The sequence below is a fragment of the Thermoactinomyces sp. CICC 10521 genome, from assembly GCF_016055135.1.
GTDB lineage: Bacteria > Bacillota > Bacilli > Thermoactinomycetales > Thermoactinomycetaceae > Thermoactinomyces_A > Thermoactinomyces_A daqus.
Genome location: NZ_JAECVZ010000009.1, coordinates 98,450 through 111,629 on the forward strand (window position 1 = coordinate 98,450; position 13,180 = coordinate 111,629).

Genomic DNA, 13,180 nt, shown 5'->3' on the forward strand with positions numbered 1-13,180 from the left:
GTGAATATATCCGGCAATACCATTTTGATTACCGGCGGGGCATCGGGAATCGGCCTCGCCTTTGCTGAACGGTTCTTGCAGGCCGGAAATGAAGTGATCATCGTCGGCCGCCGGGAAGCAAAGCTGAAAGAAGCAAAAGAAAAGTTTCCAAAGCTGCATACAAGGGTTTGTGATGTTGCCAATGTGGAGGATCGCCTTTCCTTGTTTCAATGGGTCAAGAGCGAATTTCCCGAACTGAATGTCCTGGTGAATAATGCGGGGATTCAGCAGCGGGTCAATCTTTTGCGGGTGGACAAAGAGTGGGATTATTACCGCCAAGAAATCGCGATCAATCTGGATGGCCCCATTCATCTCTGTATGCTGTTCATCCCGCATCTGGTGAAAAAACAGAACGCAGCCATAATCAATGTCTCTTCCGGGCTGTCGCTGGCACCGGGAGTCTGGGTTCCCGTTTACAGTGCGACCAAAGCAGCCCTTCACTCCTTCACGATCTCGCTGCGGCATCAATTGGCCGACACGGATGTAAAAGTAATTGAAGTCCTGCCCCCGGCAGTAAATACGGACTTGGGCGGCGTCGGCTTACATACTTTCGGGGCACCGGTGGATCAATTCGCGGATGCGATCTTTCAAGGGCTTTCCAACGGGGATCTTGAAATCGGCTACGGGGATGCGGAAAAGAGACTCCACGCTTCAAGGGATGAACTCAACCAGAGCACAAAACGGGCATGGGAGAATTTCCTGCAAAACAATCCCGGGTTTCTTGAGTAGGATAAGTTCTTAAAACATGAGAAAAAGCCAAGCCTGGACCTTTTCCGTTTTTCGGAATCGATCCAGGCTTTTTTTACCAGTGACCGTTGCTCACCGGCACAGGCCAGCCTCTGGGATAGATCAGATATGCCGTGCCATTGGAGTGTTTCAGAAAGACGCTTTCAAACTGGGTGCGGTCATAGGTGATGCGGACCTGATCATCACTCGGAGCCGCCGGGTCATTGGTGAGGACATTGCCGTTTTGGTCAAACCCGCGAATGACGAGAAGGTGACCGTTTGAGCTGGGGATCGGGGTATGATCCAACTCACCCGGTTTGTAGGCGATACTGACGATGACCGGAACGCCGGCAGTTGTCCAGCGCTCCAGCTCAGCCAGACTGCTCACCCGGATCACTTTTCCCTCCAGGCCGAGTGAAGCGGCATAAGCGGTGTTAAATGGCCAGTTGCCGGCCCCGTCGTAAACATAGTCCCATACGCCGTTCACTACGTCAGGGACGGTCCGGTTCCATTCAGGACGGTTCATCACCCTGGCCCAGTAAGCCATGACCATGGATGTGGAAGTTGGCGAACACCAGGCTTCACCGCCGTCGGGAAAAACCATCTGCGACCGCAACGGGACATCGAGATCGCTGACCAGGCCGGTGCCAGGCACGATTCCGGGACGGTCCGATCCGTTGGCAAAGGTGATGCCGAGAGAGCGAAAGTCAGGTGTAAGCATCGGATCGGTCGTAAACAGCGTGATGCGCGCTTGGACGGCCGTAGCTGTTTTCTTAAGGATGAGCGTGTCGGTGGCCACAGTGCCGTTTGCATCTCCCTGCCCGTTGACGGAGTGGCGTTTAAAAGGGGTGTCTCCTTGCAGCCATACGCCCATGCTGTACCATTTCGTCCATTTTCCGTCGACCCGGCTGCGCAACTCCACTTCGCTCCATGTGCCGGTCGGGGTGTTGGCCTGCCATGAGGCGATCGCCTCGAGAAATGTTTTCTTTATCACGGGTGAGGTCCATTGCCCGTAATAATAGGAGCTTTGGTTATATTTTCCGGCAGTGTCGGTGCCGGATTTTAATGCGAGCGGGTTCAGCCGGAGAGCTTTGCCGGAAAATCGGGTTCCTGCATGAGCGCCGATGCCAAAATTGCGAAATTCGCTGTAAGCCTTTGTGCGGGTTATTTTGTCTTTCATCTGCTCCTTTGCGCTTGCGGCAGGGATTGTGAAACTGAAGGATAAAACCAGAACCAACAATACACGCCAAACAGGCAAGCGCATAAACAAGCTCCTTTCTTTTTTGGGCTTTCTTCTCTTCCTAATTCGATAATACTACAAAAACCTTTATATTCTGAATTTATATTTCTGTTGAAATAAAATAAAAGAGATGTTATGATACCGACACAAATTTACAGATAGAAAACGGATTCACATATGTGAATAAGGAGGTCCCATGTCCGTTAAATCGGCTGTTCGTGTACTGGAGATTTTTGAATTATTGCGGGATCACCCGCAAGGTTTGAATATAAAGGAAATTGCAAGCGCTTTATCCTTTCCGCAAAGCAGCACGTTTAATCTGGTGAAAACCCTTTATGAACACGGATATCTGTCGGCGACGGAAACAAAAAAGTACCGGCTCGGGCCGAAGTTGATCCAGCTGGGAACGAGCAGCATGGAATCGATGGATGTGTACCGGGAGGCAAAATGGCCGCTGGAACGGCTGGCCGAGCAAGTGGAGGAAACTGTTTTTATGGCGATTTTGTCGGGCGATGAAATGGTTTATGTCGCCAAAGAAGACAGCAACCGCTCCATTAAGACCAGTGCGCAGATCGGATCGCGCAAGCCGATGTATTGCACCGGTCTGGGCAAAGTGCTGTTGGCATATTTGCCGGAGGAAGAGCGAAACCGGATCCTGGACAAATCCGCGCTTCACCCCATTACGGAGAACACGGTGACCGACCGGGATGAACTGGACCGGCTGTTGATTCAGTATCGGGAGCAGGGTTACGCCGTTGACAATGAGGAGAATGAAGAGGGATTGTATTGCATCGCGGCCCCGGTTTTTGATGTCGCCGGACTGGTTTTTGCCGCAGTCAGTGTGGCCGGGCCGAAAGATCGCATTCGGAAGCGACATGATTTTATCGTGTTTCATTTGCTGAGCACGACCAGGGTGATTTCAAGAAATATGGGATATATCCCTTAAAGGGAGGTTGTGCAGTGGATGTTGTCACGATTGGGGAGACGATGGTTTTGTTCACTCCCCAAAATACCGGTTTGCTCCGTTATGCCAAGGATTTTTCGCTCAGTTTTGCCGGCGCGGAAAGCAATCTGGCCGTAGGGTTGGCCCGGCTCGGTCACCGGGTCGGCTGGATGAGCCAGGTCGGTCAGGATGAGTTTGGGGAGGCGATCCTTTCCTTTCTGCGCGGCGAGGGGGTGGATACCACACAGGTGAAAAAGCATCCGGCGGCACCCACGGGCCTGATGGTGAAGGAACCTCTGCACAGAAGGGAGTTGCGGGTCTATTATTACCGCAGCAACAGTGCAGCCAGCAAGATGGATGAATCGTTTTTAAACGAAGATTATCTCGCCGGAGCCAAATATCTGCACCTGACCGGCATCACGCCGGCGCTGAGCGGGAGTTGCCGGGCCATGGCGTTAAAAGCGGTTGAACTGGCGAAAAAACATGGTGTCAAGGTCGTGTTTGACCCCAATTACCGTTCCAAGTTGTGGGGAGAAGCAGAGGCGAAGGCCGCGTTGGGAGAGATCGCGGCTCAGGCGGATATCGTGTTGCCGGGGATAGAAGAAGGCGTCCTGCTGACCGGTGAATCCGGGCCGGAACGGATGGCCAGCCGCTTGCTGGAACGGGGAGCCGGGCTGGTGGTGGTAAAACTGGGGGCCAAAGGTGCGTTTTACGCATCCGCGGCCAATTCCGGTTATGTTGAGGGTTTTCCTGTCAAAGAAGTGGCCGATCCGGTTGGGGCGGGTGATGCCTTTGCTGCCGGTTTGCTGTCGGGTTTATTGGACGGTCTTTCTCTCGCGGAGGCGGTTCGCCGAGCTTGTGCGGTTGCGGCGCTGGCCGTTGAGGTAAGAGGGGATTTCGAGGGATTGCCACTGCGGGAGACGCTGATGCGGTTCATGAACCAATCCGGTCAGGATGTGCTGAGATAGGGGGGAGAATATGATTCTGAAGCAAATTGAGGAAAGCGGCATTATCGCCATTGTGCGCGGCCACCAACCGCAGGATGTTGAGTTGATCATCGGGGCATTGCGGGACGGCGGCATTCGCACGATTGAAATTACCATGGATACGCCGGGCGTATGTGAAGTGATCGAACGGGCGGCGAAGAAGTTTGCCGGTGAAATGCTGATTGGTGCCGGAACAGTGTTGGATCCCGAGTCGGCCCGGATGGCGCTTGCTGCGGGGGCTAGGTTTATCTTTTCCCCGTCCCTCAACCTGGAAACCATTCGCATGACAAAACGCTACGGGGCCATCAGCATCCCCGGGGTTTTCACCCCGACGGAAATGCTGACCGCGTTTGAACACGGGGCAGATGCTGTCAAAATTTTCCCTGCCAATGTGCTGGGACCGGCATACATCAAAGCAGTGCGTGATCCGCTGCCGCAAATTCCCGTCATTCCGACAGGCGGGGTGAATGAAGAAAATCTGTCTGCTTACATCAAAAGCGGTGCAATCGCTGTGGGGATTGGTGGCGCCTTGGTGAGGAAGACGCAAAAAGTGGATCGGGAGTACTTGGAAGAACTGACGCAAAAAGCGGCTCGTCTGGTTGAAAAGGGAAGAAGCGCGAGAGGGTAAAGCGGGGAGATGGAGGAGTGGGAATTTGAGAATTACCGGATATCAAACGTATTTGGTTCCGCCGCGCTGGCTTTTTTTAAAAATTGTAACCGATGAGGGAATCAGCGGATGGGGAGAGCCCGTGATCGAAGGGCGGGCCAGGACCGTCAAAGCGGCTGTCGACGAGCTTATGGGGTATTTGCTCGGCAAGGATCCCCTGAAAATCGAGGATCATTGGAACGTGATGTACCGCGGCGGATTTTATCGCGGAGGCCCGATTCTCATGAGTGCCATTGCCGGCATTGATCAAGCGTTATGGGATATCAAAGGCAAGTTTTACAATGCTCCGATCCATGAACTGATGGGCGGAGCCTGCCGGGAATCGATCCGTGTCTATTCCTGGATTGGCGGAGACCGCCCTGCCGATGTGGCCCGCGCTGCAAAGAAAGTGGTTGAGCGCGGTTTTACAGCCGTCAAGATGAACGCGACCGAGGAATTGCACTATATCGATTCATACGCGAAGGTGGAGCAAGTGATTGAACGGGTGGCCGGGGTTCGTGAAGAGGTGGGCAACGAAATCGGTATCGGGATCGATTTTCACGGTCGGGTGCACAAACCGATGGCCAAGCTTTTGGCCAAGGAACTGGAGCCGTTTCATCCGATGTTTATCGAGGAACCGGTTCTGCCAGAGAACAATGAGGCATTGAGGGAGATCACAGCCATTACCTCGATCCCGATTGCCACGGGCGAGCGGATGTTTTCCCGTTGGGATTTTAAAACAGTGCTGGCGAATGGTTATTGTGACATCATCCAGCCGGATCTCTCCCATGCCGGCGGAATCACTGAATGCAAAAAAATCGCCGCAATGGCCGAAGCATACGATGTGGCGCTTGCCCCCCATTGCCCGCTCGGCCCGATTGCACTGTCCGCTTGTCTGCAAGTGGACGCAACATCACATAATGCTTTTATTCAGGAACAAAGCCTGGGCATTCACTACAATCAAGGGAGTGACCTGTTGGATTATCTTGTTGACCAATCTGTTTTCGACTATAAAAACGGGTATGTCAAAATTCCGACAGGGGCTGGACTCGGCATTGAGATTAATGAGGAACAAGTGCGGAAAATGGCTGAAACCGGACATGATTGGAAAAATCCGGTTTGGCGCCACGATGATGGCAGTGTGGCCGAGTGGTAAAATTTTCGGGCAAACCAAAACAACATGTTCCATCCGGGGAAACATAACCTTATGGCGAGGAAAACCATAAGGTTTTTTTGTTTGCATGATTTTATTTAAAAATGAGATTGACAGAGTTGATTTATGTGATTAATATTTATCTGTGCTAATATTTAATGCACTTAAATAACGGCATCGGGGGAGTGAGTATGAAAATATCCGATGAGGAAACAATCACCCGTTTACAAATGCTGTTCCAATCGATCTTTAAGAAAATAGGAGCCGATGTCGCAGAGCAGTTATCCAAGACCGGATTGACCAAACCTCAGTTTATGATAATGCAATTTATCGGTCAACGGGAACATTGCCGGGTAACCGATATTGCCAACATCATGGAGGTGAAACCGAGCGCAATCACCCTGATGATCGACCGGTTGGTCTCGGCCGGCTGGGTGAACCGGAGAGAAGATCCGTCTGACAGGCGCGCGGTCGTAATTGAACTGACTGATGAAGGTAAAGACATTTTAGCGGAAGCGAAACAGAAATGCGATCGGTTAACCGCCGACTATCTGGCTTGTTTCAGCCGAGAGGAACTGGATTTGCTCATTCGGCTTTATGAGAAATTGGAACAAAGCGTATATGGAAGAGAAAGAAAGGATGTGAACGATGATGGAACATAAGCAAACGGAAAAACGAAAGACCTTGATCACCGGCCTGATCATTGCCATGTTGTTTGCTGCGTTGGATGGTACGATCGTGGGTACGGCAATGCCCCGGATCGTGGGTGAACTGGGCGGGCTTGATAAAATGGCCTGGCTGACGACCGCTTACTTGCTTACTTCGACCACGATTGTCCCGATTGCCGGAAAACTGGCCGATTTGATCGGGCGCAAAATCATCTACGTGACAGGATTGGTCATTTTTATCATCGGATCGGCGCTTTGCGGAACTGCAAATGATATGACCGGTCTGATCATCTACCGCGCCGTGCAGGGAATCGGCGGCGGTATTATGATGCCGATGGCGATGATTATTATCGGGGATTTGTTTACCGGAAAAGAGCGGGCCAAATGGCAGGGGGTTTTCGGTGCCCTGTACGGTTTGTCCTCTGTGATCGGACCTCAGGTGGGCGGATGGATTGTCGATTCGCTCAACTGGCGCTGGGTATTCTACATTAATCTGCCGGTGGGTTTGCTGGCCGTCCTGTTTATCTGGATGGGCTTGAAAGGGAAAAAAGTTTCCGGTCCGGTTCGGATTGACATCTGGGGGATGTTTACGATGGTCGTGGGCATCGTCAGCCTGTTGCTGGCTTTGTCCATCGGAGGAAAAAACTACGCCTGGGATTCGTGGCAAATTATCGGTCTCTTTGTCCTGGCGGTTGTAGCGCTTGGTGCTTTTGTATTGGTTGAGCGAAAAGCGGAGGAGCCGATCGTCCCCCTCTATCTGTTCAAAAACCGTACCTTTACCTTGCTGAATGCAGTTGGTTTCTTTATGGCAGTGGGGATGTTTGGCGCACTCACATTCATTCCCTTCTTCATGCAAGGGGTGATCGGTGTCAGTGCAACCACATCGGGAACAATCATGACTCCGATGATGATCACCATGATTATCTCCAGCATTATCGGCGGACGCCTTGTGCTGAAAATCGGGGTAAAACCGCAGTTGATCATCGGCATGGCCGTTATGGCTGCCGGATTTGTGATGATGACCTTCTTTGACCAGCATACGACAAAATTGTATGTAACGGGAGTGATGCTGGTTTCCGGTCTGGGACTGGGGCTTGTGATGCCGACGCTGACGCTGGCTTTGCAAGAGAGTTTCAGTAAGGAAGAGCTCGGAGTGGTGACCTCATCCAGCCAGTTCTTCCGTCAGATCGGAGGAACGATCGGGATTACCGTTCTCAATGCGGTCATGATCCAACGGGCCGGCGGGTTGCTCACAGACCGGTTGCTGCCTGCGATGCAAAAAATGCCTCCGCAGCTGGGACCGGTGCTGGGAAAATTTAAGGATATGATTGAGAACGATCCGAATGCGCTGCTTTCGATGCTGTTGAATCCGGATGCGTTGAAAAAATTGCCCGCATTTTTAACGGAATCCATGGTGCCGGTACTGAGAAGCACTCTGGTGGATTCCCTGCACAGCACGTTTGTCTGGGGATTGGTTCTGGTTCTTGCCGGTGGGCTGTTTGCCCTCTTTTTGAAACCGATTCGCCTGAGTGACCGTTCCGAAAAAGAGATCAAAAACGAACAAGTCGCTTGAGGAACGAATACGGCCCTGCCTGTGGAAAAAGGCAGGGCCGTTTTGTCATGTCCGGTTTAGCCATCTGTGCAAAAGTTTTACCACTTGGCAAAGGAGAGGATGTTTTTACGAATCCAAAAGCATAAATATCAACAAAACCATCAAATTGCACAACGCAATCAAAACAGCCGGAAACAATTCCGATTGAGAATCTAGATATCAATATTTGGAATGTTTTTGGAAATGGTCCGGTTTTTCTTTTTCTTCTTTATCCTGTCGAGAATTTCATCTAATTCCTGTTTATTCCAAAGTCGTGTCGAAGCTGAAAAGAAAAAAGCACAACTTTTTGTTTTTCCTCCTTTTTCATAGCAGCTTAATCTTCCGGTGATTTATAATTTTGCTAAATAAACTGATTTATAGCCAAATGTTAAAATCGATTATTTATAACGAATACATAGTGGAAAAGGATGATTTCCATGAATTTATTACCTAAGTGGCTGCAGGAATGGATTCATGATGTACGCTGGCATAAAACGGGATTTAGGTTATTGGATGAAACAACGTTGGATATGGAAATAGAGCGCTTTATCAATCGCGAAACAGATACGATTGCCTTTGCGCGTGCCGATGGATTCGTGGCGGGAGGAAACATCACCATTGCCTATAAGCCGTTGGATGAACACTGGATTTATGCCTCGTTTGATCTTTACCGGCCTGTGACGATCCCGATTGAAGCACGATTGGAGCAGCTTCTCCTTTTTTCCGAATTTTATGTGAAGCCGGGCCTGCTCCTCAAACAATCCCATGTATACCAGGACGTGATGACACGGGTTTTCGCCATGCGCCACAAACGGAAAATGACCGAGCTGCGTGAAGAACGGGCCAAAGTTTTTTCCTTGTTTGTCGGCTCCGGCCATTATGACGAGACCATGGTTTCATTGGAAAATTCATCGGTGTTTAATCCGTTTTTAGACCCGGAACTCATTACGATGGCTTCCGCGAGCGGCGGGGAAATTTCCCAATTTTATACCAAATACTCCGCATCCATCTTTTCTTTTTACCGCGTTCCGGCAGGGGAAAATAAAGGGAAGTTTTACGTGGTGATCAACTACCTTCCCTGTCCGTATACGGAAAATAAACAGTCTTATTTGGATGATTTGTATATTGAATCGAATCCTGCCTGCATATGCCCGACAGATGTGCCGGTCGACTGTCTCGCTGCTTTGGCTCACTTTCAATTCGGACGGTTAATGAGGCTGGAGGATTTGAAAAAAGAGGCGTTGCGTGGAGATTATCCTTTATTTATCGACTTTTTGCATTATTTAAGTTGTCCGTTTGCGCGAAAGGATTATCCTGATTTGGAAGAAGTGTTTCTCGATTTTGCCGGCTGCGGCCATCCGATGATCGAACAGGAAGTCCTGGAGTTGGCCAGGGTGAATGGATGGCGAAAATTGCTGAAAGCCAGCGGCAAGAGTTAAGTTGGCGAAATTGGCGAAATCCCCGGGCAGGTTCGTTGGCGCCGGGGATTATTGTTTATTTTGTGCGCAGAAACTCCGGCAAGTCAAAACAGGAGCGTAAAATCGATTCGTTGACGTACTTGGTCTCTTTATCAAAGTTCTTCACGACGAGATCCTTGTATTTCTTTGAACCGATGGTAAAGCTCCAAAAACCGCCGGGATAGGTTGGCACGGTTGCGATGTAGATTTTGCTGATCGGGAAAAGCTCTTCAATATGATGAACGGTCTGCTTCATCACTTCGCGGTGAAAGAGCGGGGACTGGCTTTGGCAGACCATGAGTCCGTCTTCCTTGAGTGCTTCACGGATATTTTCGTAAAAGCTGCGCTCAAATAATTGCTTGGCCGGGCCGATTGGGTCGGACGAGTCGACGATAATCACATCGTACGCGTTTTTGTGTTGTTTAATGTATTCAATCCCGTCGTTGTAGATAAAATGAACACGGGGATCGGAAAGATTTCCGGATACGTCCTGGAGGTGTTCTTTGCAGACGCGGACCACCATTTCATCGATTTCGACCATATCAATTCGTTCCACTCCGCTGTATTTAGCCGCTTCACGTGCCGCTCCGCAATCTCCGCCGCCGATAATCAGTACGCGTTTGGGATCGGGATGAATGGAGAGTGGTACATGGGTAATCATTTCATTGTAAATATGACCGTCAAGCGAGGTGGTTTGAACCACACCGTCCAGGACGAGCATTCGTCCAAAATCGTATGAGTCCAGAATCATCACGTGTTGGAAATCGGATGGTGCTGCAAATATAATATCTTTGATCCGGTAACTGATTTTCATGTTTTCCCGTTCATCTTCAACCAGCCACCAGTCTTGCCCGATCTTTTGCAAGAATTTCGGCATCTCGTTCATGTGGAGACCTCCTTTATCACATAGAAGTGGGTGGTACCCTGCTACGAGAAACCATTTTATCAAAAGAGAAAGTCTGCTGACAAATCAGATGAACGGAAACACCTCTTTGAAAAGGGTTTATTTTCTATCGGCCTCGTGATTTGCTATAATGTAACGTAGCGATGTCTATGCAGGAAGGACTCAGTCGTCGAGGAAGAACTCATTTTTTCCCATCGTGATTCTTAATGTAAAGGTTAAAGGAGAGCTTCATGAATAAACATCAGTCCTTATCACCCGAGATTGTGAGTGAAATCGAATACCTTTTGCGTGAAATCAGTCAAATTGTCAAAAGAAAAGGCCGGGATATCCTGAATCATTTTCCCATCACCCCTCCTCAATTCACGGCGTTGATTTGGCTGAAAGATGAAGGAGACTTGACGATCGGTGAATTGAGCCAAAAGATGTTTCTGGCGTGCAGCACCATGACCGATTTGATCGACCGGATGGAGAAAAACGGCATGGTGGAACGGGTGCGGGATGACCGGGATCGCCGGGTCGTACGTATTCATCTCCTCGACAAAGGGCGGAAGATCATCGAGGAGGTGCTGGAAACGCGCCGCCAGTATCTGTCTGAAATTTTGTCGCATTTGAGTGATGACGAGGCGCTTGAAATTCAAAAACATTTATCCATTCTGCATGAGGAAATGAAAAAAGCTTAATCTTCCCCCCTCTCCTTGACTGGGAGAGGGGAGTCTTCGTTTTGTCCAGTGCATGGATGATTTTTTTACATATGATATGATGTTGAAGTTGATGCCATTTAAACAGAGAGGATGGCCGGAATTGATGAGAAGTGGAGAGGGAGAAACCATGAGCCGAGAGACAGAGGGGCGGGTAATCGGGATTCTGGATTCGGGTGTGGGCGGATTGACCGTGGCCCGGGAAGTGATGCGCCAGTTGCCCAGAGAAACGGTTTATTACCTCGGGGATACGAAGCGTTGTCCTTATGGCCCGCGTTCGGAGGACGAAGTGCGCCAGTTCACCATGGAAATCATCCAATTTTTGCTGCAGTTTCCGCTGAAAGCAATCTTAATCGCCTGCAATACGGCGACCGCCGCGGCATTGCGGATGGTTAAACAACATGTGAGCCTTCCCGTGCTGGGGGTGATCGAACCGGGAGCGCGCGCGGCCATCAAAGCGACCAAGACGGGGCGAATCGGAGTGATCGGAACCCAGGGGACGATTCAAAGCGGCGCTTACGAACAGACCCTGAAACGGATTCACCCGGGTTTGGAGGTTCACAGTTTGGCCTGTCCAACCCTGGCTCCGCTGGTGGAAAGCGGGTTGCACCAATCTGAAATGGCGGAACAGATTGTCGGTGAATCTTTGAAGCCCCTCAAAGGAACGGGGATTGACACCTTGATCTTGGGATGTACGCATTATCCCTTATTGACCGATGCGATTGGCAAAGTGATGGGGGATCAGGTGGAAATCATCAGTTCGGCGGAAGAGACTGCCGCGGAGCTGAGCACCATATTGCACCATCAGCAGTTGTTGTCGGAGAGGGAACATCCTTCCCATCGTTTTTTTACCACCGGGTCGCCGGAGACATTTGCTGAAATCGCCGCGGGTTGGTTCGGTTTTCCGGTTCCGGTGGAAACGGCGGAACTGGTACCGGTGGCCAACCCGTAATACCATCACACACCCGGAAGAGAATGACAAAAAAGATGTGCTAAATCCCTCCAATGCTCGTATACATGATAGTAGATGACTTGTCCTTGGAGGGATTTGCATGTTGAACAAGATGTTTCGCGCATCCGTCGTCTTGTTGCTGTTGCCGCTGGCCGTTACCGGTTGCACGTTCGGACCGGAAAAACACACATCCAGGCCGATCGACCCTCCGCCCGCAAACGCGAACCCCGTTGCGGCAAAACAAGCGGAAAGCCCGAAGGAAACGAGCAAGACCGAACTCTATTTTTTATCTGATTCCGGTTATGTCGTCCCTTATGCCTTAAATATTCCTTTATCGAAGGGGAGGGCGATCGCCCGGGATGCCTTGAGCCTCATGGTCAAGGGAGGGGCCGGGGAATCGATGATCCCGGACGGTTTTTCCCCGATCCTGCCAAAGGGGACACAGCTGAAAGGATTAAATATCCAGGATGGAACGGCGACCGTCGATTTTTCCAAAGAGTTTTTAAACTATGATCCCGGTCAGGAAGAAAAAATGTTGGAGGCAGTTACTTGGACGTTGACCGGTTTTCCGCAAGTAAAAGAAGTAAATATCTGGGTCGAGGGCAAACCCATCGCGGTAATGCCGAAGAAAAAGACACCGGCCCAGGGATTGACCAGGGAAAATCTGGGGATCAATCTGGAAGTGGCGGAAGGAACCGAGATGAATCGAAGCATGCCGGTCACCCTTTATTTCCTCGGCCAAACCCCTGATAACAAGGTTTATTACGTCCCGGTCACAAGAATGGTCAATGAGACGTCAAATGCAGCGGAGGTCACCATCAAAGAACTGATCAAGGGACCGCGGCAGGATGCCGATTTGAGCGGAGCTTTGGACTCCGATACCGAGGTAAACAAAATACAGGTAAAAGGGGACACGGTCTTTGCCGATTTTGGCGAGCAATTGCTCGAATATGGGAACCGGTCGGCTTCTAAAGACGCGCTGCAAACCATTGTTCTTTCATTAACGGAAAATACCGGTTATAAAAAGGTAAAACTGAGTGTAAACGGAAAGCAAAACATCATGGCGGCCGGTGAAAAAGATTTGCTTGATCAGCCGGTCACACGTCCGAAATTCGTAAACCCTCAGTCACTTTAAATAAGAAAAAACGGCAAACGATAAGTGTTGAGGGACGGATGC

13 protein-coding genes are annotated in these 13,180 nt (G+C 50.3%); 11 read left to right on the forward strand and 2 right to left on the reverse strand.

The window, feature by feature from the left end:
* Window positions 1-768, forward strand: coding sequence for an SDR family oxidoreductase (locus I8U17_RS08630; protein WP_198059286.1), 768 nt, complete (start codon window positions 1-3; stop codon window positions 766-768).
* Between the two features lie 73 nt (window positions 769-841).
* On the opposite strand, the gene I8U17_RS08635 is transcribed toward I8U17_RS08630, so the two are convergent.
* On the reverse strand, window positions 842-2,029 hold the full coding sequence (locus I8U17_RS08635; RefSeq protein WP_052153869.1) for a C39 family peptidase: 1,188 nt from the start codon (window positions 2,027-2,029) through the stop codon (window positions 842-844).
* Window positions 2,030-2,201: 172 nt separating this feature from the next.
* Here I8U17_RS08635 and I8U17_RS08640 point away from each other — a divergent pair, with 172 nt between their 5' ends.
* The 7 genes from I8U17_RS08640 (at window position 2,202) to I8U17_RS08670 (ending at window position 9,431) form a co-directional block, all read left to right on the forward strand.
* A complete protein-coding gene (locus I8U17_RS08640) occupies window positions 2,202-2,951 on the forward strand; it encodes an IclR family transcriptional regulator (protein WP_033099261.1) in 750 nt (249 codons plus the stop codon).
* Window positions 2,952-2,965: 14 nt separating this feature from the next.
* Window positions 2,966-3,916 carry a sugar kinase gene (locus I8U17_RS08645; RefSeq protein ID WP_198055052.1) on the forward strand — a complete coding sequence of 317 codons (951 nt, stop codon included), beginning with the start codon at window positions 2,966-2,968 and terminating at the stop codon, window positions 3,914-3,916.
* Window positions 3,917-3,926: 10 nt separating this feature from the next.
* Entirely contained in the window at window positions 3,927-4,562 is a 636-nt protein-coding gene (locus I8U17_RS08650) for a bifunctional 4-hydroxy-2-oxoglutarate aldolase/2-dehydro-3-deoxy-phosphogluconate aldolase (RefSeq protein ID WP_033099259.1), read from the forward strand.
* A 25-nt stretch (window positions 4,563-4,587) separates the two neighbouring features.
* Window positions 4,588-5,736 (forward strand): galactonate dehydratase, encoded by a 1,149-nt coding sequence (gene dgoD, locus I8U17_RS08655; RefSeq protein WP_033099258.1) that lies wholly within the window; start codon window positions 4,588-4,590, stop codon window positions 5,734-5,736.
* A 188-nt stretch (window positions 5,737-5,924) separates the two neighbouring features.
* Window positions 5,925-6,395 (forward strand): MarR family winged helix-turn-helix transcriptional regulator, encoded by a 471-nt coding sequence (locus tag I8U17_RS08660; RefSeq protein WP_033099257.1) that lies wholly within the window; start codon window positions 5,925-5,927, stop codon window positions 6,393-6,395.
* Window positions 6,385-7,974 (forward strand): MDR family MFS transporter, encoded by a 1,590-nt coding sequence (locus I8U17_RS08665; RefSeq protein ID WP_198055142.1) that lies wholly within the window; start codon window positions 6,385-6,387, stop codon window positions 7,972-7,974. Before I8U17_RS08660 ends, I8U17_RS08665 begins: the two co-directional genes overlap by 11 nt.
* 455 nt (window positions 7,975-8,429) lie before the next feature.
* Window positions 8,430-9,431, forward strand: a complete 1,002-nt coding sequence (locus I8U17_RS08670; RefSeq protein WP_198055050.1) for a hypothetical protein — start codon at window positions 8,430-8,432, stop codon at window positions 9,429-9,431.
* Window positions 9,432-9,486: 55 nt separating this feature from the next.
* Here the strand turns inward: I8U17_RS08670 and speE are convergent, their stop codons facing one another.
* Window positions 9,487-10,335: a polyamine aminopropyltransferase gene (gene speE / locus I8U17_RS08675; RefSeq protein WP_198055049.1), complete on the reverse strand. Its 849-nt coding sequence runs from the start codon at window positions 10,333-10,335 to the stop codon at window positions 9,487-9,489.
* Window positions 10,336-10,583: 248 nt separating this feature from the next.
* On the opposite strand from speE, the gene I8U17_RS08680 reads away from it, so the two are divergent.
* From I8U17_RS08680 to I8U17_RS08690, 3 genes are all read left to right on the forward strand, one after another.
* On the forward strand, window positions 10,584-11,033 hold the full coding sequence (locus I8U17_RS08680) for a MarR family winged helix-turn-helix transcriptional regulator (RefSeq protein ID WP_033099254.1): 450 nt from the start codon (window positions 10,584-10,586) through the stop codon (window positions 11,031-11,033).
* A gap of 148 nt (window positions 11,034-11,181) precedes the next feature.
* Entirely contained in the window at window positions 11,182-12,003 is an 822-nt protein-coding gene (gene racE, locus I8U17_RS08685) for a glutamate racemase (RefSeq protein WP_198055048.1), read from the forward strand.
* A 100-nt stretch (window positions 12,004-12,103) separates the two neighbouring features.
* Window positions 12,104-13,138, forward strand: coding sequence for a GerMN domain-containing protein (locus I8U17_RS08690; protein WP_033099253.1), 1,035 nt, complete (start codon window positions 12,104-12,106; stop codon window positions 13,136-13,138).
* The last annotated feature ends 42 nt before the right edge of the window (window positions 13,139-13,180 follow it).

Coding starts and splice junctions, on each gene's coding strand:
- speE (WP_198055049.1), bottom strand. CDS start 10,335: ATGAACGAGATGCCGAAATTCTTGCAAAAGATCGGGCAAGACTGGTGG.
- I8U17_RS08635 (WP_052153869.1), bottom strand. CDS start 2,029: ATGCGCTTGCCTGTTTGGCGTGTATTGTTGGTTCTGGTTTTATCCTTC.
- I8U17_RS08650 (WP_033099259.1), top strand. CDS start 3,927: ATGATTCTGAAGCAAATTGAGGAAAGCGGCATTATCGCCATTGTGCGC.
- I8U17_RS08680 (WP_033099254.1), top strand. CDS start 10,584: ATGAATAAACATCAGTCCTTATCACCCGAGATTGTGAGTGAAATCGAA.
- I8U17_RS08665 (WP_198055142.1), top strand. CDS start 6,385: ATGGAACATAAGCAAACGGAAAAACGAAAGACCTTGATCACCGGCCTG.
- I8U17_RS08690 (WP_033099253.1), top strand. CDS start 12,104: ATGTTGAACAAGATGTTTCGCGCATCCGTCGTCTTGTTGCTGTTGCCG.
- racE (WP_198055048.1), top strand. CDS start 11,182: ATGAGCCGAGAGACAGAGGGGCGGGTAATCGGGATTCTGGATTCGGGT.
- I8U17_RS08660 (WP_033099257.1), top strand. CDS start 5,925: ATGAAAATATCCGATGAGGAAACAATCACCCGTTTACAAATGCTGTTC.
- I8U17_RS08640 (WP_033099261.1), top strand. CDS start 2,202: ATGTCCGTTAAATCGGCTGTTCGTGTACTGGAGATTTTTGAATTATTG.
- I8U17_RS08670 (WP_198055050.1), top strand. CDS start 8,430: ATGAATTTATTACCTAAGTGGCTGCAGGAATGGATTCATGATGTACGC.